24 protein-coding genes, 7 tRNA genes and 1 pseudogene are annotated in these 19,238 nt (G+C 53.7%); 16 read left to right on the forward strand and 16 right to left on the reverse strand.

The window, feature by feature from the left end:
• On the reverse strand, positions 1 to 1,104 hold the full coding sequence (locus B7L15_RS04370; RefSeq protein WP_066317930.1) for a TRAP transporter substrate-binding protein: 1,104 nt from the start codon (positions 1,102 to 1,104) through the stop codon (positions 1 to 3).
• 312 nt (positions 1,105 to 1,416) lie between these two features.
• Between B7L15_RS04370 and B7L15_RS04375 the strand changes: the two genes are divergently transcribed.
• From B7L15_RS04375 to B7L15_RS04440, 14 genes are all read left to right on the forward strand, one after another.
• Positions 1,417 to 1,492: transfer RNA gene (locus B7L15_RS04375), tRNA-Glu, on the forward strand.
• A 24-nt stretch (positions 1,493 to 1,516) separates the two neighbouring features.
• Positions 1,517 to 1,591, forward strand: a tRNA-Gly gene (locus tag B7L15_RS04380).
• Positions 1,592 to 1,670: 79 nt separating this feature from the next.
• Positions 1,671 to 1,746, forward strand: a tRNA-Glu gene (locus tag B7L15_RS04385).
• A 37-nt stretch (positions 1,747 to 1,783) separates the two neighbouring features.
• Positions 1,784 to 1,858: transfer RNA gene (locus B7L15_RS04390), tRNA-Gly, on the forward strand.
• Positions 1,859 to 1,880: 22 nt separating this feature from the next.
• Positions 1,881 to 1,956, forward strand: a tRNA-Glu gene (locus B7L15_RS04395).
• A gap of 22 nt (positions 1,957 to 1,978) precedes the next feature.
• Positions 1,979 to 2,053, forward strand: a tRNA-Gly gene (locus B7L15_RS04400).
• A gap of 218 nt (positions 2,054 to 2,271) precedes the next feature.
• Complete coding sequence (locus B7L15_RS04405; RefSeq protein WP_085917795.1) at positions 2,272 to 3,246, forward strand: ABC transporter ATP-binding protein; 975 nt, start codon at positions 2,272 to 2,274, stop codon at positions 3,244 to 3,246.
• Complete coding sequence (locus B7L15_RS04410) at positions 3,243 to 4,016, forward strand: ABC transporter permease (RefSeq protein WP_085917796.1); 774 nt, start codon at positions 3,243 to 3,245, stop codon at positions 4,014 to 4,016. The genes B7L15_RS04405 and B7L15_RS04410 overlap by 4 nt, the downstream gene beginning before the upstream one ends.
• A 3-nt stretch (positions 4,017 to 4,019) precedes the next feature.
• Positions 4,020 to 4,853: an NADPH-dependent 7-cyano-7-deazaguanine reductase QueF gene (gene queF / locus B7L15_RS04415; RefSeq protein WP_085917797.1), complete on the forward strand. Its 834-nt coding sequence runs from the start codon at positions 4,020 to 4,022 to the stop codon at positions 4,851 to 4,853.
• 48 nt (positions 4,854 to 4,901) lie between these two features.
• Positions 4,902 to 5,462 (forward strand): nitroreductase family protein, encoded by a 561-nt coding sequence (locus B7L15_RS04420; RefSeq protein WP_085917798.1) that lies wholly within the window; start codon positions 4,902 to 4,904, stop codon positions 5,460 to 5,462.
• Positions 5,463 to 5,464: 2 nt separating this feature from the next.
• Positions 5,465 to 5,971 carry a YiiD C-terminal domain-containing protein gene (locus tag B7L15_RS04425; protein WP_085917799.1) on the forward strand — a complete coding sequence of 169 codons (507 nt, stop codon included), beginning with the start codon at positions 5,465 to 5,467 and terminating at the stop codon, positions 5,969 to 5,971.
• A 94-nt stretch (positions 5,972 to 6,065) separates the two neighbouring features.
• A tRNA-Ser gene (locus tag B7L15_RS04430) sits at positions 6,066 to 6,153 on the forward strand.
• A 179-nt stretch (positions 6,154 to 6,332) separates the two neighbouring features.
• The gene (locus tag B7L15_RS04435; RefSeq protein ID WP_085917800.1) at positions 6,333 to 7,259 is read left to right on the forward strand and encodes a YihY/virulence factor BrkB family protein; all 927 of its coding nucleotides are present in this window, start codon (positions 6,333 to 6,335) and stop codon (positions 7,257 to 7,259) included.
• A gap of 145 nt (positions 7,260 to 7,404) precedes the next feature.
• Positions 7,405 to 8,370: a zinc-binding metallopeptidase family protein gene (locus B7L15_RS04440; protein WP_085917801.1), complete on the forward strand. Its 966-nt coding sequence runs from the start codon at positions 7,405 to 7,407 to the stop codon at positions 8,368 to 8,370.
• A 21-nt stretch (positions 8,371 to 8,391) separates the two neighbouring features.
• Here the strand turns inward: B7L15_RS04440 and B7L15_RS04445 are convergent, their stop codons facing one another.
• Positions 8,392 to 8,703, reverse strand: a complete 312-nt coding sequence (locus B7L15_RS04445) for an LPD1 domain-containing protein (protein ID WP_369596843.1) — start codon at positions 8,701 to 8,703, stop codon at positions 8,392 to 8,394.
• 560 nt (positions 8,704 to 9,263) lie between these two features.
• Between B7L15_RS04445 and B7L15_RS04450 the strand changes: the two are divergent.
• Positions 9,264 to 10,352, forward strand: a pseudogene (locus B7L15_RS04450) (IS3 family transposase).
• Between the two features lie 80 nt (positions 10,353 to 10,432).
• Here the strand turns inward: B7L15_RS04450 and B7L15_RS04455 are convergent.
• The 9 genes from B7L15_RS04455 to B7L15_RS04490 form a co-directional block, all read right to left on the reverse strand.
• The gene (locus B7L15_RS04455) at positions 10,433 to 10,726 is read right to left on the reverse strand and encodes a diguanylate cyclase domain-containing protein (protein ID WP_176243632.1); all 294 of its coding nucleotides are present in this window, start codon (positions 10,724 to 10,726) and stop codon (positions 10,433 to 10,435) included.
• A complete protein-coding gene (locus B7L15_RS19960) occupies positions 10,692 to 10,877 on the reverse strand; it encodes a PAS domain-containing protein (RefSeq protein ID WP_139839347.1) in 186 nt (61 codons plus the stop codon). Before B7L15_RS19960 ends, B7L15_RS04455 begins: the two co-directional genes overlap by 35 nt.
• A 172-nt stretch (positions 10,878 to 11,049) precedes the next feature.
• On the reverse strand, positions 11,050 to 11,520 hold the full coding sequence (locus tag B7L15_RS04460; RefSeq protein ID WP_085917803.1) for a c-type cytochrome: 471 nt from the start codon (positions 11,518 to 11,520) through the stop codon (positions 11,050 to 11,052).
• Positions 11,513 to 12,379, reverse strand: coding sequence for a WD40/YVTN/BNR-like repeat-containing protein (locus B7L15_RS04465; protein ID WP_085917804.1), 867 nt, complete (start codon positions 12,377 to 12,379; stop codon positions 11,513 to 11,515). The genes B7L15_RS04460 and B7L15_RS04465 overlap by 8 nt, the downstream gene beginning before the upstream one ends.
• A 23-nt stretch (positions 12,380 to 12,402) precedes the next feature.
• Positions 12,403 to 13,146 carry a cytochrome c biogenesis CcdA family protein gene (locus B7L15_RS04470; protein WP_085917805.1) on the reverse strand — a complete coding sequence of 248 codons (744 nt, stop codon included), beginning with the start codon at positions 13,144 to 13,146 and terminating at the stop codon, positions 12,403 to 12,405.
• Positions 13,147 to 13,162: 16 nt separating this feature from the next.
• Positions 13,163 to 13,546, reverse strand: coding sequence for a hypothetical protein (locus tag B7L15_RS04475; RefSeq protein ID WP_085917806.1), 384 nt, complete (start codon positions 13,544 to 13,546; stop codon positions 13,163 to 13,165).
• A 12-nt stretch (positions 13,547 to 13,558) separates the two neighbouring features.
• A complete protein-coding gene (locus B7L15_RS04480; protein WP_176243633.1) occupies positions 13,559 to 14,107 on the reverse strand; it encodes a TlpA family protein disulfide reductase in 549 nt (182 codons plus the stop codon).
• Between the two features lie 14 nt (positions 14,108 to 14,121).
• Positions 14,122 to 14,562 (reverse strand): DUF411 domain-containing protein, encoded by a 441-nt coding sequence (locus B7L15_RS04485; protein WP_085917807.1) that lies wholly within the window; start codon positions 14,560 to 14,562, stop codon positions 14,122 to 14,124.
• A 100-nt stretch (positions 14,563 to 14,662) separates the two neighbouring features.
• Positions 14,663 to 14,905 (reverse strand): hypothetical protein, encoded by a 243-nt coding sequence (locus tag B7L15_RS04490; protein ID WP_254902848.1) that lies wholly within the window; start codon positions 14,903 to 14,905, stop codon positions 14,663 to 14,665.
• Positions 14,906 to 15,152: 247 nt separating this feature from the next.
• On the opposite strand from B7L15_RS04490, the gene B7L15_RS04495 reads away from it, so the two are divergent.
• Complete coding sequence (locus B7L15_RS04495) at positions 15,153 to 15,542, forward strand: MerR family transcriptional regulator (protein ID WP_085917809.1); 390 nt, start codon at positions 15,153 to 15,155, stop codon at positions 15,540 to 15,542.
• A 39-nt stretch (positions 15,543 to 15,581) separates the two neighbouring features.
• Here the strand turns inward: B7L15_RS04495 and B7L15_RS04500 are convergent, their stop codons facing one another.
• The 5 genes from B7L15_RS04500 to dsbG all read right to left on the reverse strand — a co-directional run bounded on the left by B7L15_RS04500 (position 15,582) and on the right by dsbG (position 19,163).
• On the reverse strand, positions 15,582 to 16,100 hold the full coding sequence (locus B7L15_RS04500; RefSeq protein WP_085917810.1) for a protein-disulfide reductase DsbD domain-containing protein: 519 nt from the start codon (positions 16,098 to 16,100) through the stop codon (positions 15,582 to 15,584).
• Complete coding sequence (lgt, locus tag B7L15_RS04505) at positions 16,097 to 16,909, reverse strand: prolipoprotein diacylglyceryl transferase (RefSeq protein WP_085917811.1); 813 nt, start codon at positions 16,907 to 16,909, stop codon at positions 16,097 to 16,099. The genes B7L15_RS04500 and lgt overlap by 4 nt, the downstream gene beginning before the upstream one ends.
• A 64-nt stretch (positions 16,910 to 16,973) precedes the next feature.
• Positions 16,974 to 17,501: a DsbE family thiol:disulfide interchange protein gene (locus B7L15_RS04510; RefSeq protein WP_085917812.1), complete on the reverse strand. Its 528-nt coding sequence runs from the start codon at positions 17,499 to 17,501 to the stop codon at positions 16,974 to 16,976.
• A gap of 92 nt (positions 17,502 to 17,593) precedes the next feature.
• Positions 17,594 to 18,271 (reverse strand): TVP38/TMEM64 family protein, encoded by a 678-nt coding sequence (locus B7L15_RS04515; protein WP_085917813.1) that lies wholly within the window; start codon positions 18,269 to 18,271, stop codon positions 17,594 to 17,596.
• Positions 18,272 to 18,332: 61 nt separating this feature from the next.
• Positions 18,333 to 19,163 carry a thiol:disulfide interchange protein DsbG gene (gene dsbG / locus B7L15_RS04520; protein ID WP_176243634.1) on the reverse strand — a complete coding sequence of 277 codons (831 nt, stop codon included), beginning with the start codon at positions 19,161 to 19,163 and terminating at the stop codon, positions 18,333 to 18,335.
• Positions 19,164 to 19,238: the final 75 nt, after the last annotated feature.

Consider the following 19,238-nt stretch of genomic DNA (forward strand, 5'->3'; position numbering starts at 1 on the left):
TCACACTCCGATGATATCGCTTAGCCAAGCGCGTTCACTGGCACCTGCCCAGCGGTCATGTTGAGCCTTGAAGGCCATGTAGCTGTCGTGGATTTTGCGTACCGCCGGATCGGCGTTGGCTTCGGTTTGCAGCGTATCCAGCGTGGCTTCGCGCAGTGCATTGACGATTGATTCTGGCAGTTGATTGGCGATGACCCCGTGATTATCGACCAGGTCGGTCATGGCTTCACCGTTCACGGCTTCCGACCAAGTCAGGCTTTCCAGGCAGGCGGCCATGCACGCCGAGCGAACAATCATCTGCAGATCTGCTGGCAGACTGTCCCAGTGGGATTTGGAAATCAGTAGCTCACCGGTGGTGGAGGGTTCGTGCCAGCCGGTGGTGTAATAGTATTTCGCAGCGTCTTGAAGTCCCATACGGCGGTCCTGGAAAGGGCCGACGAATTCGGCGGCGTCAATCACGCCGCGTTCCAGCGCCGGGAAAATCTCACCACCGGGTAATACGCGGGCATCGACACCGAGGGAAGAGTAGACCTTGCCGGCCAGGCCGGGAACGCGCATGCGCAGGCCATCAAGCTGGCTGATGTCTTCAATTGGTTCACGGAACCAGCCGGTCATTTGTACGCCAGTGTTATTCAGCGGGAAGGCGACCATGCCATACGGCTCGTAAAGCTCGTGCCAAAGCTCGAGGCCGCCGCCGTGATAAAGCCAGGCCATATGGCCCATAAAGCTCATGCCGAATGGCACGGTGGTGAAATACTGAGCGGCAAAGGTCGTGCCTGACCAGAAATAGCTGTTGGCCGCATTCATTTGGATAGTGCCGCTCTGTACCGCTTCAAACCCCTCGAGCGCCGGGATCAGTTCACCCGCGGCAAAGTGTTGAATATTGAGGCGACCACCCGACATGGTGTTGATTTTTTCGATGACATCGGTGGGGCTGCCGGGTCCCTCGACATAAAACGGAGAGCCTGGCCCGTAGGCATTGGTCATGCGCCAGTTAAAGGTTTCGGACGATTGTGCTCGCGCAATGCTGGGAGCTCCCAATACCAATCCTGCAGTGGAAGAGACAGCGGCGGTCGTAAGAAACTTGCGGCGTGTAAAGGTCATGAGTCACCTCTTGGCGGTGGAGAAATCAAATTTGTCCCACCAAGGTGTTAGCAAACGCCATGCCATAAAATCGATTTTATTTTAAATAAAAGATTTTTACAGTGTTTATCGGCTGTCGCTTACCGCTACCGTGGTGGCCGTTGCACTCAGCTGGCGCGCCGCGTCATGCTTTGTGCACCACCTTGAGGCGGCTATGTGCCTGCGGTGATGGAAGTGACGCTGCCGAGTCGGGAAGGGCGATTGGGCCGGGAATGCTTGACAGTTCAATAAGGGGTGAGTAACATACGCGCCACCTCGACGAGGCATTGCGACGTCCCATTCGTCTAGTGGTCCAGGACACCGCCCTTTCACGGCGGTAACAGGGGTTCGAACCCCCTATGGGACGCCAACTAAATCGTTAAGGTATCGGAGTGCGGGAATAGCTCAGTGGTAGAGCATCGCCTTGCCAAGGCGAGGGTCGGGAGTTCGAATCTCCTTTCCCGCTCCAATTAGGTGTGTGGTAAAGCAGACGAGGGTCGTGAGCTGGAACGCCAGCCCGGTCGAATCTCCTTTCCCGCTCCAATTGCGTCCCATTCGTCTAGTGGTCCAGGACACCGCCCTTTCACGGCGGTAACAGGGGTTCGAACCCCCTATGGGACGCCATCCGATAGCGAGAATGCGTTAGGCGTAGGGTTATAAAGCGGGAATAGCTCAGTGGTAGAGCATCGCCTTGCCAAGGCGAGGGTCGGGAGTTCGAATCTCCTTTCCCGCTCCAATTAATTTTATGCTTGCACAGTGTCCCATTCGTCTAGTGGTCCAGGACACCGCCCTTTCACGGCGGTAACAGGGGTTCGAACCCCCTATGGGACGCCATCTCGTACTTGTCTTTTGCGTTGCGGGAATAGCTCAGTGGTAGAGCATCGCCTTGCCAAGGCGAGGGTCGGGAGTTCGAATCTCCTTTCCCGCTCCAAGCGCATACTTAGATAGGGCATACTGCCTAGGGTCGTGAGCTGGAGCGCCAGTCCGATCGATCTCCTTTCCCGCTCCAAGCGCACCCATCTCTACTTTCCTTCTCTTCAGTTGTTTATAGCCTTCCGGGACAGAACTGTTTGAAAAAATAGTTTGCGCCCTAATATCTAATGTTTACGCATGTGATGATTTCCTTATTTTTGCTGACAGGACATGTTTATGGCCGAACCGGCATTGTCGATACGTGGCCTTACCAAAGAGTACGGTAACGGCTTTCAAGCGTTAAAAGGTATTGATCTCGACGTCCAGCAGGGCGACTTTTTTGCGCTCCTGGGCCCCAATGGCGCAGGCAAGTCTACTACCTTGGGCGTGGTTTGTTCGCTGGTGCAGAAGACCCAGGGAAAGGTATCGGTCTTTGGTATCGATATCGATAAAGACTTCTCTAAAGCGAAATACCAGATCGGCGTGGTACCGCAAGAGTTTAATTTTAACCAGTTCGAAAAAGTGCTCGATATCGTGCTGGCGCAAGCGGGCTACTACGGCATGACGCGTCGTGAGGCGCTGCCTCGCGCCGAGCAGCTGTTGACCGATCTGGGGCTGTGGGACAAGCGCAATGGTAGCGCACGCATGCTGTCCGGCGGCATGAAACGCCGCTTGATGATTGCGCGTGCCTTGATGCACCGACCTAAATTGCTGATCCTTGACGAGCCGACCGCGGGCGTGGATATCGAGCTACGCCGTAGCATGTGGGAGTACATGCGCCGCATTAATCGTGACGAAGGCACTACCATCATTCTGACGACGCATTACCTGGAGGAGGCCGAGAGCCTGTGCCGCAATATCGCGATCATTAATCACGGCGAAATCGTCCGTAACACCAGTGTGCGGGAGTTGCTCACCGAACTGAGTCGGGAGACCTTTCTGTTGGACCTTGCTGTCCCTGTCAGTGATACCCCCGTGGTGGAGGGATTTGATATCCAGCGAGTGGAAGCCTCGCAGCTATCATTGGTGATCCATCGTGGCCAGCGACTCAACGATGTGTTTGGTGCATTAACCGAGCAGGGCTTGCAGGTTGTCTCCATGCGCAACCGCGCCAACCGCCTGGAGGAAATGTTTGTGTCGATGGTGGAAGGCGGTCAGAGCGCGATCGATCAACGGGCAGAGCAGCCTCAAGCACAGGAGGCGCGGGTATGAACGCCAGTCAAACGCTCATCGCCCTGTGGACGCTGGTACTCAAGGAGATCAAGCGCTTTACGCGGATATGGCCGCAAACCTTGTTGCCACCCTCTATCACTATGGCCATGTACTTCATTATCTTTGGCAATCTGATCGGCTCGCGCATTGGGGCGATGGACGGCTTCACGTACATGGACTTTATTGTTCCCGGGCTGATCATGATGTCGGTGATCACCAACAGCTATTCCAACGTCGCCTCCAGCTTCTTCTCGAACAAGTTCCAGCGTTCGATTGAAGAGATGATGGTCTCGCCGATGCCTAACTGGGTCATCTTATCCGGTTTCATTTTTGGCGGTATGGCCCGTGGTCTTGGCGTCGGGCTGATTGTGACCATTGTTTCGCTGTTTTTTACTCGCCTGACCGTCGAGCATCCGTTTCTGACCGTGCTGGTGGTGGTGCTGACGTCGGCGCTGTTTTCCATCGGTGGTTTTATCAACGCGCTGCTGGCCAATAAATTCGACGACATTTCCATCGTGCCGACCTTTATCCTCACGCCGCTGACCTACCTGGGGGGAGTGTTTTACTCGATTTCCATGCTGCCCGATTTCTGGCAGGGCGTGTCGATGCTCAACCCGATTCTGTACATGGTGAATGTCTTCCGCTATGGCTTCCTGGGTGTGTCGGATATCCCGGTTGGCTGGGCCTTGGCTGCCGTGCTGGGCTTCATTGTCGTGCTGTTTGTCGTAGCGCTTCGCATGTTGGAACGTGGTAAAGGAATCCGGAGTTAAGTCATGTCGCATCGACCCGAAACACTGATAGAGGCACCGTTGGGGCGCGAATCTGTTTATCCAGACGCCTATGATCCTGACCTTTTGTATCCGATTCCCCGTGCGGCCAATCGAGCCCCGTTGGGCATTGTCGAGGGCAGGCTGCCGTTTGTCGGTGAGGACGAGTGGCATGCGTTTGAGGTGTCCTGGCTGAACGGGCGCGGCAAGCCGGTGGTGGCTGTTGCACGCTTTCGTTTGCCCGCTGACTCACCCAATCTGATTGAGTCAAAATCCTGGAAGCTATACCTCAACAGCTTTAATCAGACTCGCTTTGCCCATCGAGACGAAGTCATTGCGACATTAACTCGGGATTTAGCAGACGCAGCGAATGCGCCGGTTAGCGTCGAGCTTTTTGATGTTGACGCCGACACCTTGGCGCCTCGGCAGCTTCCGGGGGAGTGCCTGGATGCGTTGGATATCGAGGTAAGCGATTACACCCCGAGTGCTGACCATTTGAAGGCAGGTGATCAGGTGGTGGAAGAAACACTGTACTCGCACCTTTTAAAATCCAACTGCCCGGTGACCGGTCAGCCGGATTGGGGCAGCGTCATGATTCGCTATAAAGGTCCGCAGGTCGAGCGCGAGGGGCTATTGCGCTATTTGATCGGCTATCGTCAGCATCAGGACTTTCACGAACATTGCGTTGAGCATATTTTTACCGACCTGATGCAGCGTACCAAGCCCACTGAACTATTGGTCCTGGCGCGCTATGTGCGGCGCGGAGGGTTGGACATCAGCCCCTGGCGTGCCACGCCTGGGCTTTCGCCGCCCAGCCCGCTGCGTCTGGCAAGACAATAAATGATTGCGCTAAAGTAGCGCTCATCTCATTGAACCGACGGAGTCATCATGGACGCACTTACGCTGCTGCACGAACGTAGCTCCATGGGCAAGCTGAACGAGCCCGCGCCCAATGCCGAGCAGCTTGGCGCAATCTACCGGGCTGCGCTGCGTGCCCCTGACCATAAAGAGCTGCGCCCCTGGCGGTTTATCGAATTCAGCGGGGAAGGGCGTGAACGCCTGGGTGAGCTGTTTGCCGAGGCCGAGTTCCAGGAAGACCCGCATGCCAAGGATTCCGTGCTTGACTCGGCGCGCAAAAAACCACTGCGGGCGCCGATGATCATTGCCGTGATCGCCAAGGTGACGCCGGATATTGCCAAAGTGCCCAAGATGGAGCAGGTGATCTCCGCCGGCTGCGCGGCCCACGGTATTCTGCTGGCGGCTCATGCGCTGGGTTTGGGGGCCATGTGGCGTAGCGGCAAGTATGCCTTTGACCCCGTGGTGCACAAGGGGTTGAGCCTGGAAGACGACGACGAGGTCGTTGCGTTTATTTATCTGGGAACCCCCGCTGGTCGCCACAAGCCGCTTCCTGAGCATCAAACTGATGACTTTGTCGAACGCTGGAGTTAGCCATGGCAAGCAGCCGAGAAGCCGGTGTCGCTTACCCACGGCTACCGTTAACCGAAGGGTCGGATGATCTTGTTGCCTTTCAGCAGTGGCTCGGCGAGGCAATTCCCATGGTTGGCGCGCTGGGCATCATGCAGATGGATCGCCAGGGTGACACGCTTACCTGGCAACTGTCGTTAAAGCCCAGCCTGAATGATAAAGGCACCGGTTTTGGTGGAGCGCTCACCGCTCAAGCGACACTACTGGGCTGGTGCTGGGTAACGTTATGGCTGCGCGCGCAGGGCAGAGCGCAAGATGTGGTCGTCGCCGAATCGAGCCAGCGCTTCCATGCGCCGGTGACGGCAGATTACCGCATGGTATGTAGTCCGCATGATTCCCAAGGCCCTGTAATGCTTGCCGACAAGCTTCAGCAACGCGGTAGAGGGCGCATTACGCTGGATCAAAAGCTCTATTGCGGTAACACGCTGTGCCTGGAGGCGACCGGCAGCTACGTGGTTCTTCCCGAGGCCTGATCTGAAAATGGCTTGCTATTTCGCAGCTTAGGCCATAGAATACGCGCCGTTCTGTTGGGAAAAGCATCGCTGGTCTCAAAAGAGCAAACAATGCGGAGGAGTGTCCGAGTGGTCGAAGGAGCACGCCTGGAAAGTGTGTAAGTCGAAAGGCTTCGAGGGTTCGAATCCCTCCTCCTCCGCCAAGATTATTAAAAAAAGCCCGCTGAACTACTTTCAGCGGGCTTTTTTGTTGTCTGCACTTCAGTTTATCTTCAGACAGCTATCTTCATTAAATACGCCACCCCCTATTTTCTGCCATCCTTGCACGCAGGTAGCGCCATAGGCGTATCATGGCCTTAGCGTACAAGGAGAATGGCAACCAATGGCTCGAAATCGCACATTACTCAGTGCTGTCGTTCTTCTGCTACCCAGGTTGTTGCACTTTGCTTGGCGAGTATTGTGCAATTTTCTGAAGAACCGCGGCATCCTGTTAGCAGGAGGGGTGGGGTACAACGTCCTGCTGTCCATCGTGCCGCTGTTTGCTTTGCTGGTTGTGTTGCTAGCGCAAGTCGTGGACGAGCAGCATCTTCTCAATGTGTTGGCCTTACAGGCACGCCATTTAACGCCTGCCAATGCTGAGGTTTTGCTGGAAGCTGTAAGAGGGATACTGGATTCTCGCGATGTGATCGGCATTTTCGGTTTTCCGATCATGCTGCTCTTCAGCTCGTTTGCTTTTCGAATGCTCGAGGATGCGCTGGCGATTATTTTCCATGCGCCAGAGACGCCACATATCAAGCGTAGTGCCTGGGTGTCCGTGATGCTGCCATATGCCTTCATGCTGGTGCTCGGGGCAGGATTGATGGCGTTAACGCTGGTCGTGACCCTGGCGAGTTCGCTCAATACGATGGTGCTGGCAATCTTCGAGCGGGAGCTGCCGCTGGCTCAATTTTCAGAGCCGGTGCTTAACCTGATCAGCTTTGTCGGTGTTTTCCTGTTATTCAGTGCCATCTACAAGATACTTCCGGTTGTGCGCATCGCCTTGAGGCGCGCGGTGGTTGGCGGTTTTGTTGCAGCGCTTTTATGGGAAGGCGTACGGCTGTTGCTGGTCTACTATTTCACGCACCTTTCTTTGGTCAACGCCGTTTACGGCTCTCTGGCGACACTGGTGATTGTGCTGCTCAGCCTTGAAATTGGCGCGATCATTTTATTGCTGGGTGCCCAGGTGATTGCTGAGCTGGAACGTAATACTCGCCTAAGCCTGCCATGGTATATCGACCCTGACCACCAGCCCGTCACCCGGCTGGAATGATCTGACACCCTCTCTCATGACCCCTTGGCAGGGGATAACTTGGTGATACAGAGGCGGATCAACCGCTATTTATGTCCAGCCACTTGTGGGGGAGCCGCCTGGGCGCGCAAGATGGTCGTAATGTTCATTTCGGAGTCGTCATCTTATGCGTGTTTTCGCCAATCCCGTCGGAACGGGGAATCTCTGGTTCGACAATCTCAGCACCGCAGACGGCACCCCTGTCGGTTATGATCCCCAGGCACGGGCGTTTGTACCGATGCCTCCCTTTTGTGCCAACCGGGAAAGAATCGGTTGCAACTGGATTGCGCCAGAGGAGGGGGCGTTTTGCCGGTCCTGCGCCATGACGGCGCTGGCACCTGACCCTTCCATCCCCGATGCCATCCCCAACTGGGCGCAGACTGAAGCAGCCAAGCGCTGGGTATTGGATAATCTGGGGCGCTGGCACTGGTTCCGGCCGGAAGATCCAGGGGCACGGCCTGTGTTTCATCTGCTTGCTGAAGGCCCTACCCCTGTTCCCATGGGGCATGCGCAGGGTGTGGTGACCATCAGCGTTGCGGAGATGGACCCTGTGTTGCTCACCACGCGTAGAGAAGCGTTGGAAGAGCCTTACCGGACCATGATTGGCCATATGCGCCATGAAATTGCCCACATGCTGTGGTGGCGGTTGAGCCTGCGTGAGGATTTTCTGGATGCCTTCCGCGCCATGTTCGGCGACGAGCGGATCGATTATCCAGCCGCGTTGCGTTACCACTACGAAAATGGCCCGCCATCGGAGTGGAAACAGCATTACCTGACAAGTTACGCTTCTGCGCACCCCCACGAGGACTGGGCCGAAACGGCGGCACATTTGCTTCATCTCACCGATATTGCCGACAGTTTTGTTGCCACAGGCCTGTCGTCGCCGCAAATACCCAGCGCTGGTTGGGATCCGTATTCGGAGCCTGACGCCGGTCAGTTGATCCACATTGCCGCCTCCGTGACCGTGGGTGTCAACCACATCAATCGCTCTATGGGGTTATCGGACCTTTATCCGTTTGTACTCTCGGAGCACGCGCGCCATAAGCTGGCCTTTGTACATAACTGGTTACGGCGCGGCGCTCAGGGGCTTTAAACGCCTGAGTGGAGAAGAGGTTTAGAGCTCTCGTTGCAGCGCTTTGCCTAATGTCGAGAAATAGTCGCCAAATAGCCGATTGATTCGTTCGCGCTGCTCGCCTTCAGGGTAAAGCCCCTTTTCGGCTTCCGGCGAAGCCTTGCTGCCCTTGACCAAGAAATGGTTGGTGATCGCGGCGTCCTGTACAAAGGCTTCAAAGGCGCGGGCGCAGAGTTCTTCGGGGCGGCTGTAGTACAGCTGGCCAAGTTGTTTATCCATTCGGGCCGAGTGCCTGAATAGTTCGCTTGGCTGGTCGCCTTCCGGCTGCAGTAAAATGGCATGAAAGCAGTGCATTAACCGATCATTAAGTGGGTGGGGAACAGGCTTGGCATCCGAAAGCCAGGCCGTCGAGGCAAATTGGCCGCTGGGCGTGCCGCGAAAGCACTTGGTGACAATGTAATGATCGAATGCATGACCAAACTACACCTAAGCGAAAGTGGGTGTACAAACTAGCTATATGTACCACCCTGTCTGACGTTCAGGATGGTTTGCATTAATACAGCGTTGACATGGGTTGAGGTGTACATAATCCGACCAAATGTACATTAAATGTCAACTCCCAGCCGCTATATTCGTTAACGGCTTTTATATGCCTGCCCTCTGAGAGCCTGGATCGACCATCGACTGTACCACTTCCCAAATTTCTTCTTTGGTGGGTAAGTTCGGTGATTTGTCAGCTGCCATGCTTGTATATCGAAACTTTCCGGGGGCGTTCTGATCAAATTGATCTAGCAAGATATTGAATCGATAAGGTTTAACAGTGGAAGCGTCTACCGATTCATAGAGTCTCAACGTTAACCCCAGATTGAGTAGCGCTACACTATAGAGTCCGATCCTACGTAAGGAGATTGGACATGAAGAAGCGTTTCAGTGAAGAACAGATCATTGGCTTCCTGGGCGAAGCCGAGGCAGGGCTGCCCATCAAGGAGCTATGCCGTCGGCACGGCTTCTCAGAAGCCAGTTACTATTTCTGGCTTAGCAAGTTTGGCGGCATGAGCGTGCCCGATGCCAAGCAACTCAAAGAACTCGAAGCCGAAAATGGACGTTTGTAAAAGCTGCTCGCTGAGTCGCTTCTGGAAATGGAGATCACTCGCGAGGCGCTGAGAAAAAAGTGGTGAGTGCTCTTGCACGCCGAGACGTCGTGCGCTTTACGATGTCACGTGGCCTCAGTGAGCGACGAGCACTGCGTGTCATCCGCATGAGTGCCAGCGCCTTACGCTATCAGCGAATGCCAGACCGCAGCCAGGGCTTACGTGAACGCATCTTGGCGGGCATTTTCGCTATGGGGCATCTGAAACTTCGTCAGGCCGGAGAGCTGGTCAATCACAAGCGTGTTGAGCGTCTGTATGCCGAAGCTCACTTGTAGGTGAAGCGTCGCAAGCGAAAGAAGGTTCACACTTCTGAGCGAGAGCCCTGGTGCCGCCAATCAGGTCTGGTCAATGAACTTTGTGTTTGACCGTACTGCAGACGGGCGAGTGATAAAAAGCCTCACTGTTGTCAATGATGCTACACCTGAAGCCGTGGCAATCGTGCCTGAACGTGCCATTGGCGGACTGTTTTTAACACGTATTCTGGATCACCTGGCTTTACAACGTGACCTACCGAGCGCCATTCGTAAGGATAATGGAAAGGAGTTCTGTGGGTACGCCATGCTGTCAAGGGAGCATCTCCGTGGCGTTGCCCTGTTTTTAATCGAATCTGGAAAACCCAACCAACACGCCTACATTGAATCGTTCAATGGGCGCTTTCGAGATGAATGCTTAAATGAGCATTGGCTCACCAGCCTTCAACACGCCCAGGTTGTCATCGAGGCATGGCGGCGGGAGTACAACGAAGAAAGACCTAAGAGGAGTCTTGGAGGGCTGACACCTTCAGCCTATGCCGAGCAATTGGTGGTCAAACACGATAAAGTTACTTCTGACTCTAACCCTAGCTGCTACTGAAGATGGGGTGACGTCGCCTGCTTGGCAACCTCGGTGCCGGCGTCATAGTCGTCGAGTTCTGTAAAAGCAACGCGAACTCATCACCCGTCAAGCGCAGCAGCGTATCGCATTGTCCAGACTTGCCGTAGTCGAGCGGCCACCTCTACCTGCTGCTGATCACCAATGTGATGACTTAACCCGTCATTGACCGTTTTAAATCCATCCAGGTCAAGATGCATGACCACTAGCAATTTACCGTTCTGTTGTGCATCTGAGAAGGCTTCATTCAGGCAGTCATCAAAAGCGGTATGGTTAGGCAGCCCGGTCAGAAGGTTGTGCGAAGTCTGGTAGGTCAACTTGCTAATGTTGGTGAGTGATATCTTTTGCAATGCCAAAAACACCCTGCGTTTCGCCATCAACAATGATCGGCATGGTCGTCAACTCCAGAAACTTCAGATGCCCTTCTCGATGCTTTATCTTGTAGCTCCACACAGTTTGACTAGTCGTCCAGAGTCGCGTCATAGATGGCCTGCATGCGTTCGACATCTTGGAGCTGCAGCAACGTCGAAAATGTTTTCCTTGAACTTTATTGCTGATGCTGCACTTATTGGTTGAATTCAGGAATGGGTTTACGTAGGAGGCCCTTTTGGAACCTGGGATATTTACGTACCAAACTAATTTATCAACTTTTAACCACTCAGTCTCGTTATAGTGCCTATCATTCTAGGGTTATCTCAGATTGTATTGGAAAGGTGTTATCAACACTTTCGTCTGCTTGGTGGTGCCGTTGCTCTTGCGTCCATAATGTCTTGAGATAATCCACCACATCACGGATTTCGCTGGGAGCCAAAATCTCCTGGTACGCAGGCATCGTTAGCCTATCGGTCTTATTCCATGGGTCGCGCCAACCTTCGGCGACGATTCGATAAAGCATCGCATCCGAGTGTTTCCAGGTATGCCCCTCTGGACCATGCGGTGGAGCTGGCAACTCCCCTAGCGCATTTTGCTCTTCCCAATTCGGCATGCCTTCGCCTTGTATACCGTGACAACTGGCACAGTATTGTCGGTAGACTTTTTTACCGTCCTCCAACTGAGGGGTGTCCCTTGAAGAGGAGTGGTCTTCCGCCATGGCGTGCCCCACAACAATTAACGCCAGCCATAGGGCAACGAAAAACCAGCGCTTACGCATCGGGATAAGTCCAGGACTGGCCTTCATCTTCACTGTGCAAAAGCTCCCCTTTGTGGTTTAAGCCGTAGAGAATGCCTTGGGGTGAAAGAGTAAGCGTCACCAGCACGGTGCCGTCACCATCTATTTGTTGCCACTCTTGACCCCCATTTTCGCTACGCCATAGGCCCTGCTGCGTAGCCACATAGACTCGCTTTGGGCCGTCAAGGTCATAAGCCACATCATAGACGCTGCCAGCATCAAGTTCTCCGGTCGGTCTCCAGCCGCAAAAGCAGTCCATCGATAGACGCACCGCATCGCCCGATACCGCGTAGAGCCAGCCGGTCTGCATGCTGCCGTCCATATTAGAGTGGATGAATCGGTTAACCTTTTGTGATGGGCCACTGTCCATTTTCTTCCAGGTGGTGCCAGCATCTCCGCTTTGGTAGATACCGTCTTCGGCAATCACCGCATAAAGTGTTTCGTTCTGGCGGCGATGTACGGTTAGCGCAGTTACCTCACGGCTAGGTAAGTTAGCGCTGAGCTCTTGCCAGGTTTCTCCATTGTCGGTGCTACGCTGCACCCCAATTGAGGGGCCAGCGATATAGAGCGTTTGTGGATCAGTGGAGGGTGCCGATACCGCTCGCAGCTGGCCTTCGGCCATGTCTTCGGGCAAGGTAATCGCATTCCAAGCCATACCTTCATCGGTACGCTGGAATAGCTGGTTGGCCTCAATCTTAAGCAGTCGCTTGCCTGCTACGTCATAATGCAGTGAAAGCAACCCTTCTTCGGTTGCCAAGGCCGTACTGGCGATGCCAAAGCTGACTGCTGCCAAGCCTGCCCGTAAGCAGACATGCAAGAAACACCTGATGATGATGCGCATTTCAATATTTCCTTAAAAAATAATTAGCCGATAACGCCTAGGGCGGGGAAGGTGCGCAATAACCAATATGACAGCTCGGATAGTTTGCCTGTGATCATTAAGCTTCCCATCAGAATCATGATCAGCCCAGCCGCTATATGTATGAAACGCCCCCAGCGGCGCATGAACTTCTGGTGCTTTATGAAGCGATCAAGCGAAATAGCACTCAGCATGAAGGGCACGCCTAGACCCAGAGAATAAACACCGAGCAACGCCATGCCGCTCCAGGCGTTGGCCGTGGACGCGCTGACGGTAAGAATGGCACCCAGAATCGGGCCAATGCAGGGAGTCCAGCCAAATGCAAACGCTAAGCCAAGTAGGTAAGCCGCACTGCGGCTTCCACCGACGTCCTTCAGTCGACCCATAAACCGCCATTCTTGCTGAAACCAGCGCCATGGCATAAGCCCGGTCATGAAGGCTCCAAACAGGATAACGATAAGGCCACCGATCAGGTTTGCCTCTTGGCGATACACCAACAGTAGACGACCAATGGCGGTGGCACTGGCTCCCAGCATCAAAAAAACGGTTGAAAAACCGAGCACGAACCATATCGACTGAGTTAGCACCCTGAGACGCTCTCGTCTATCCGCCTCCTGTAACTGCCCTAGCGAGCGGCCGGTCATGAAAGAAAGATAGCCGGGCACAAGTGGCAAAACACAGGGCGAAATGAACGAGATCAGGCCTGCCAGAAAGGCAGTGACCAGTCCTATATTGGCTACTTCAAGCATTACCCTTTACCCACGCCTAGGCTTGGAGTTTTGATGAAGGCTGCTTGATTGACTCGCTTTGCTCTACTATTTGGCGAGTGGTGGGCGCTGTGCCGGCATTCACTTCTGAAGCGTCTTCTAACCGGGCCTGAACATTGGTAGCGTCGCTTTGTTCGGTCGCTTGACCTTTTTTGTCTTTGCACTTCATCATGCATAGGCCTAATCCGCACATAATAAGACATGGCAATAGGCTCAATAGAATAGGCGCGATGCCGAGCATGACCAGGTTATCCCAGCCAAAAGCAAGGCCGCCAGCCACTGCCACGCCACCCAATAACATCAGGCCACGTGGCCCTGTCAACAGGCCTTGTAACCCCGATTTTTGTTTGCTCTGTTGGGTTTTGTCGTCACAACAACTCATGGTGCTACCTCATTATCTGGTTGCAATCATTTCAGTAAGAAAGTCGATCATGTCTTGAGTGTTCCACTCGGCTTCCCCCACGAGGCGCCCAATTTCTTTGCCTTGGCGGTCAAGTAGAAGCGTCGTAGGAATACCGACAGCCCCAAGATCTGCACTAGCCATCCCGGTTTTATCTATATAGGGAGCCAGATGCTCAATGCCGATCTCTTGATAAAATTCATTAACAATCGCGATCCCCTTACGGTCGATCGATAAGGCGACCACTTCAAAATTATCGCTGCCAAGCTCAGCCTGGAGGGCATCTAACGTAGGCATTTCCTCTCGACAAGGCCCACACCATGTTGCCCAGAGGTTGAGTAGAATCAGTTTTCCTTCAAAGTCAGCCAACGTTAAAGGGGCGCCGTCGCTATCCTCGAAATGTATTTCTGAAACCTCTTTGGGCTGGGCCCAAATAAGAAACCCTTGTGGCCCTAAGCTTTCTGACGGGGCGGCCATGGCAAGGGGTGTGGCCGTCATCAGCAATATGGCTACGAGATATCCTGCCAGGATGGGTAGTTTCATCGCCACACTACCCCTTAGTGAGTCGCGTAAATGTCGGGGCTATCGGTCGGTTGCGAGGCTATGGCATAGACCTCCAGCGGGCCGCGTTTTTCTCCCGACATGCCCGGTGAGCCAAGCGGCATCCCCGGTACGCTCAGCCCTATGATAGAGGGCTTTTCATCAAGCACTTGGGTCACGCTCTCAACAGGCACATGCCCTTCGAAGAGATAGTCTTCTACGACCGTGGTATGGCAGCCATGCAGTTCTTCAGGGACGTTATACTCGGCTTTCATTTCAACAAGGTCATGGGTGTCGACCGTCTCCACGTCGAAGCCGTTTTGTTCCAAATACTTGGCATATTCGGCACAACACCCGCAGTTGGGATTTTTGTAGAGAGTCGCTGATATATCAGCCGCCAATCCCGATACGGGAAAAGCCAGCAAAGACGTAATGGCTAGCGCTTTCCAATGTTTCATATATTGAGTATCCGGTTAGTTAACAGGGTAGGAGGTCTGGTTGACGCTACCTGCACAAGAGAAAAGGTTGCTTGCGTACAAGCAACCCTTGCGAGTCGCTTTAAGCGTCGTCTTTCTGATGTCCTTGCTGCATGTCTTCCATCATGGCGTTACATTTTTCCATCATGGCGCTCATATCGCCCATCATGTCGTGCATGCCGCCTTCTTGCATCATCTGGCTATGCATGTCATTGCCTTCCATCGCCTTCTGTTGATTCTCTTCTTGGGCAAGAAGCGAGCCAGCTCCGAAGCTACTGGCAACGATAACGGCGGTAAATAAGATCGCAGTATTACGTTTACGCATGACACTCCCCATCTGTGTGAATCACTCTGCCACGTCGGCAGGTTACAAGGTTGGACGCAATTTTTTACCAAATGAAAAATTGCTCTTTGACGATAGCTTTGAAGTCAGCTTTAAGGTCAAGCCCTTATTTTAAATTTCAGCGCGTCTGCACCTGATATGCCTCATTCAGCGGCGCAATTGCTTTCTTGACCTATGGGCAACCTTACGGTTGTAGGCTGAAACAAAGTGATCAAGAGAGGACAAGATTATGCGAGTCATCGAGCTGGCTCGGGCTGGCGGCGTAACGGCAGAAACAGTTCGTCACTACACAAGAGAGGGGCTGCTACAACCGCGCCGTAATCCGCACAATGGCTACCAACTTTTCGAAACGGAATCCCTAGGTCGCTTACGTTTCATCGACTGTCTGCGTTCACTGGGTGTGAGCCTTCCAGAGATCAAGCAAATATTATCTTGGGCGGATCAAGACACTGCAGAGTTTATTGAGTCAGTACCACTGACCTCTCAGCGGCAACGACTTCACTTGCGGGCTCAAGAGTTCCATATAATAGCGCAATGGCTGGACAGCATGAATCAAGACACAATGACAGAAAGCCCCAGCTTGAAGGAGTTGATCCAATCGCTGGGGACTGATGATTAGATATCTTAACTATAATCAATAGGGTCCATTTGCGTCCCCTTATGGTGTTTCTGGTGAGGTGGGAGCAAATATTGCGGGTGTCGAGCCGTGTTGTGCGTTTAGCTCAACTCTTTCAGGTGGATAGCAAAGCCCCTGATCAGAACAGCCTTGAAACGTCATCTCAATTGCCAATGACACATTGTCGGCGGCGTTGCTCTCAATGGGCGCGCTGATCACTACTTGGTCGTAAAAAACATAAATTTCACCTAGCGAGGCGTGCATCATGGGTTCGCCAGGAGGCAACGCCAGCTCACCGAAACTCACGCCTGGAGAAAGACTCTCAAGCGCGAACTGATGCCGATGAAGGTAATAATTTTCGGCAGCAGTGAAGCCGATATAGATCCGATCATCGTCGCGCCAGGCGGTGGTTCGGAAGGCTTCTTTAGCCGGTAGGTAGTCACGTTGGGTCGCACTGCTAAAGGGTGAGCTGTTGTCACCCACCAAAGACATGTCTTCACGTGCGGCTACCGGTGTGACGATAAAGAGTGCCACCGTTAGAAAAGCGACAATTGGGTTCATGAGTTTAACGCAGCCTTTGGCTTATCTACTGGCTGGCGTCTGGACCAGGCGACCAGGGCAAAGCCTGCGATGAGCATCGGTAGTGTCAATAGCTGCCCCATGGTCAACCAGCCAAAGGCAATGAACCCCAGCTGCGGGTCCGGGAGGCGTGCGAACTCCACCGTAAAGCGGAAGGCTCCGTACAGAAGCAGGAAAAGCCCCGAAATCAGCCCCTTATGGCGCGGCCGGCGCGATAGCCACCACAGCACGGCAAACAACACGATGCCTTCAAGAGCGAACTCGTAAAGCGCCGAGGGATGGCGTGGCTCTGAGCCGAGCCCCATCATGGTAGGGAATACCATGGCCCACGGAACGTCGCTGATACGCCCCGGTAACTCGTGATTGATGAAGTTTCCGAGGCGACCCGCCCCCAGGCCGATGGGGACTAACGGAGCAATAAAGTCGGTCAGTTGTATAAAAGCCAGTTGATGTTTGCGAGCAAACAGCCAGGCAGCCACTAATACACCGGCAAGGCCGCCATGAAAACTCATGCCTCCTTCCCAGATTTTTAATAACCAAAGGGGGTTGGCCTGCAGTTGTTCGAGCCCGTAAAACAGCGCATAGCCCAGGCGGCCGCCAACGATGATGCCGATAGCCCCATAGAAGATCAGGTCGCCAATATCATCATGGCTTAGGCCGATTCGGTGGGCGCGACGCCGACCCAACCACCAGGCGGCAACTAGCCCGATGACATACATCAAGCCATACCAGTGGATCTGAAGAGGGCCTATGGCGATGGCAATCGGATCGATTTGAGGATATTGCAGCATAGTCTTCCTTAAATGGTCATACCAGTTGATGTGTCTTCAGCAAAAATGCATCTTGCTAGGCTGTTTATCGTTGCCACTTCTCTATTTCTTGTATGACTCGCTCAACATCCTCGGGAGTGATGTAACCCGTGTGTTTGTAACGGATAGTACCTTCGGTATCGACCACGAAGCTTTCCGGCGCGCCATAAACACCCAGCTCAAAACCTAGGTTACCCTCTGGATCGAAGATATTGACTTCAAAAGGGTTCCCAAACTCTTCAAGAAACTCGAGTCCCTTTGCCTGGGTATCTTTGTAATTGATACCAACCAATCGGACGCCTCGCGTGGCCAGGTCCAATAACTGCGGCATTTCATGCTTGCAGGTCGGGCACCACTCTCCCCATACGTTGACCAATGTCACCTGACCTTCAAAAAGGGATTCATCAACGCGCCGCGAAGGGTTTTCCAGCGTCGTCAGGTTGAAGGTCGGAAACGGCTGAGCCAGTAGTGGGGAATCACGAGCGCTAGGATCCATTGATAAGCCCTGATAAAAGAAAAAGCTCAAGCCCAAAAAACCCAATAGGGGTAAAAACAGCAATATTCGCGATTTCACGTCTGCCCCTCATAAGTGGTAGGAAGTAAGTTTCTGCTGCCATTGCCAATACCTGCAATAACCGCCCCAGAGCAGCATTGATGTGCTATCAGTCAAGTGCGTCTAGACCATAGGCGTTTCGCCAGCGGTGGCAGTAGTGTGATACCACTGATGAGAATCAGCGCGATCGTGAGGCCACGGGAGTCGGCGGTAATCAGCACTTCTCCGAACATGACGATCAGATACGCCGTGGGGATCACGCCGGCCAGTGTGGCGATCAAAAAGCGCCAGAAGGACAGCGGGGTGATACCTGCCGCATAGCTGACGGCATCAAACGAAAGGAAGGGCACCATTCGGGATGCAAAAACGATGAGCATCAAGCCGGTTTGCGAGCGCTCCTTTCCCAGCCAGTTGAGGATGGGCCGCGTACGCGGCCAGCGTTGCATCACTTCATAGCCGAGCAAACGAGCAATACAGAAAGCGAGCAGAGCACCGGCTTCGGCACCGATAACGACATAGGCCGTCCCCCAAACTGGGCCGTAAAGCGCACCAGCCACCATCGCAATCGGCCCACTGGGAATCGGGCTCATGACAATGGCCGTCATCATCATAAAGATGATGGCCAATGGCCCCCAGACGCCTAGCCTATCAACCCACTCACGCAAGGCTTGCTTGTCGGTCAAGACCGACAAGGCGCCGGTCTCCATCAGAATCCAATAAATGGCCGCCAAGCCGATCAATAGAGTGAGTCCCAAAAAGAGCGTTTGCTTTACGCTAAGCTTGGTTGCCATGTGCATCTCAGTGGTTGTGATTGGGAAGACTCGCATCTCAGCCCTGTACTGTTATGGTGTATCATTCAACGCCCAATATTTCGCGAAACTGGTCGGTCGACACTGCACCATTGATACGCTGCACTTTCCCGGCTTCATCACGGTAGTAGCTGGTCGGTGTTCCCGTAGCACCGGCCTCACGCATGATCTGGGCGTGATTTCTAAGAAGCGCTTGACTCTCTACCGACGGCTCCACCGGCCTTATGCCGCCATTGCGAAATTCCAGTTCATGAGTTTCGAGAGCGTTGGCCGGATTGTCGGATTCAAGGATTGCAGCAGCTTTGCGAAGACTGTTCTCTGATAGCACGCCGACCAGCACGTGACGAAGCTGTAACACGCCTTGCTCAATGAGCGGGCGCGAATTTTTCCAGAGTGCGTTGCAGTAGGGGCAGTTGGGGTCTGTTAGTGTGTACACAATATGCGATGCATCATCATTCCCCTCCGAGATAAAACGAGTGTTTTCAAACGCACTCCAGGTAGCTTCCAGCATGGGGTCCAGCACCAGGGCCTGAAGCTGGCTTTCCATAACGGCATTGCCCTGCGGGTCGATTAACGTACCAATGACGGCGTAGTCGGAAGAGGAGGAGATATAAGCTGCCATAGGCTCATTATTATAAGACAAGGCATAGCCTTGGAGACCGTCAGGCGCTTCGAAGCTGCCATGGAAGGTGAACCCTTGATCCACCAATGCGGTAATCGACTTGGGCAAGGGAGACTCAGTATTCGTGGCACTGCTGACCTGATGACTCTCATTGGTATCAGTACTTGCTTCCTGCGCCAACGCAGGCAACGTTATAAGACCTAACAGACCTGCAGCAGCTAGGCAATAAGTGATAGGTAGGATATATCTCATGGATGCTCTCTTTATTAGTTTCTGATCTACCCAAGGGGGACGATTGTATTCGGTTGCCAGCTTCATCACTTCTTA

Source organism: Halomonas sp. CSM-2, from assembly GCF_002119345.1.
Lineage (GTDB): Bacteria > Pseudomonadota > Gammaproteobacteria > Pseudomonadales > Halomonadaceae > Vreelandella > Vreelandella janggokensis.

Coding starts and splice junctions, on each gene's coding strand:
- B7L15_RS04515 (WP_085917813.1), bottom strand. CDS start 18,271: ATGGCAACCAAGCTTAGCGTAAAGCAAACGCTCTTTTTGGGACTCACT.
- B7L15_RS04370 (WP_066317930.1), bottom strand. CDS start 1,104: ATGACCTTTACACGCCGCAAGTTTCTTACGACCGCCGCTGTCTCTTCC.
- B7L15_RS04420 (WP_085917798.1), top strand. CDS start 4,902: ATGGACGCACTTACGCTGCTGCACGAACGTAGCTCCATGGGCAAGCTG.
- B7L15_RS04480 (WP_176243633.1), bottom strand. CDS start 14,107: ATGAAACTACCCATCCTGGCAGGATATCTCGTAGCCATATTGCTGATG.
- B7L15_RS04470 (WP_085917805.1), bottom strand. CDS start 13,146: ATGCTTGAAGTAGCCAATATAGGACTGGTCACTGCCTTTCTGGCAGGC.
- B7L15_RS04500 (WP_085917810.1), bottom strand. CDS start 16,100: ATGAACCCAATTGTCGCTTTTCTAACGGTGGCACTCTTTATCGTCACA.
- lgt (WP_085917811.1), bottom strand. CDS start 16,909: ATGCTGCAATATCCTCAAATCGATCCGATTGCCATCGCCATAGGCCCT.
- B7L15_RS04435 (WP_085917800.1), top strand. CDS start 6,333: ATGGCTCGAAATCGCACATTACTCAGTGCTGTCGTTCTTCTGCTACCC.
- B7L15_RS04485 (WP_085917807.1), bottom strand. CDS start 14,562: ATGAAACATTGGAAAGCGCTAGCCATTACGTCTTTGCTGGCTTTTCCC.
- B7L15_RS04495 (WP_085917809.1), top strand. CDS start 15,153: ATGCGAGTCATCGAGCTGGCTCGGGCTGGCGGCGTAACGGCAGAAACA.
- B7L15_RS04465 (WP_085917804.1), bottom strand. CDS start 12,379: ATGCGCATCATCATCAGGTGTTTCTTGCATGTCTGCTTACGGGCAGGC.
- queF (WP_085917797.1), top strand. CDS start 4,020: ATGTCGCATCGACCCGAAACACTGATAGAGGCACCGTTGGGGCGCGAA.
- B7L15_RS04475 (WP_085917806.1), bottom strand. CDS start 13,546: ATGAGTTGTTGTGACGACAAAACCCAACAGAGCAAACAAAAATCGGGG.
- B7L15_RS04490 (WP_254902848.1), bottom strand. CDS start 14,905: ATGCGTAAACGTAATACTGCGATCTTATTTACCGCCGTTATCGTTGCC.
- dsbG (WP_176243634.1), bottom strand. CDS start 19,163: ATGAGATATATCCTACCTATCACTTATTGCCTAGCTGCTGCAGGTCTG.
- B7L15_RS19960 (WP_139839347.1), bottom strand. CDS start 10,877: ATGTCGAACGCATGCAGGCCATCTATGACGCGACTCTGGACGACTAGT.
- B7L15_RS04460 (WP_085917803.1), bottom strand. CDS start 11,520: ATGCGTAAGCGCTGGTTTTTCGTTGCCCTATGGCTGGCGTTAATTGTT.
- B7L15_RS04405 (WP_085917795.1), top strand. CDS start 2,272: ATGGCCGAACCGGCATTGTCGATACGTGGCCTTACCAAAGAGTACGGT.
- B7L15_RS04440 (WP_085917801.1), top strand. CDS start 7,405: ATGCGTGTTTTCGCCAATCCCGTCGGAACGGGGAATCTCTGGTTCGAC.
- B7L15_RS04410 (WP_085917796.1), top strand. CDS start 3,243: ATGAACGCCAGTCAAACGCTCATCGCCCTGTGGACGCTGGTACTCAAG.
- B7L15_RS04445 (WP_369596843.1), bottom strand. CDS start 8,703: ATGCACTGCTTTCATGCCATTTTACTGCAGCCGGAAGGCGACCAGCCA.
- B7L15_RS04425 (WP_085917799.1), top strand. CDS start 5,465: ATGGCAAGCAGCCGAGAAGCCGGTGTCGCTTACCCACGGCTACCGTTA.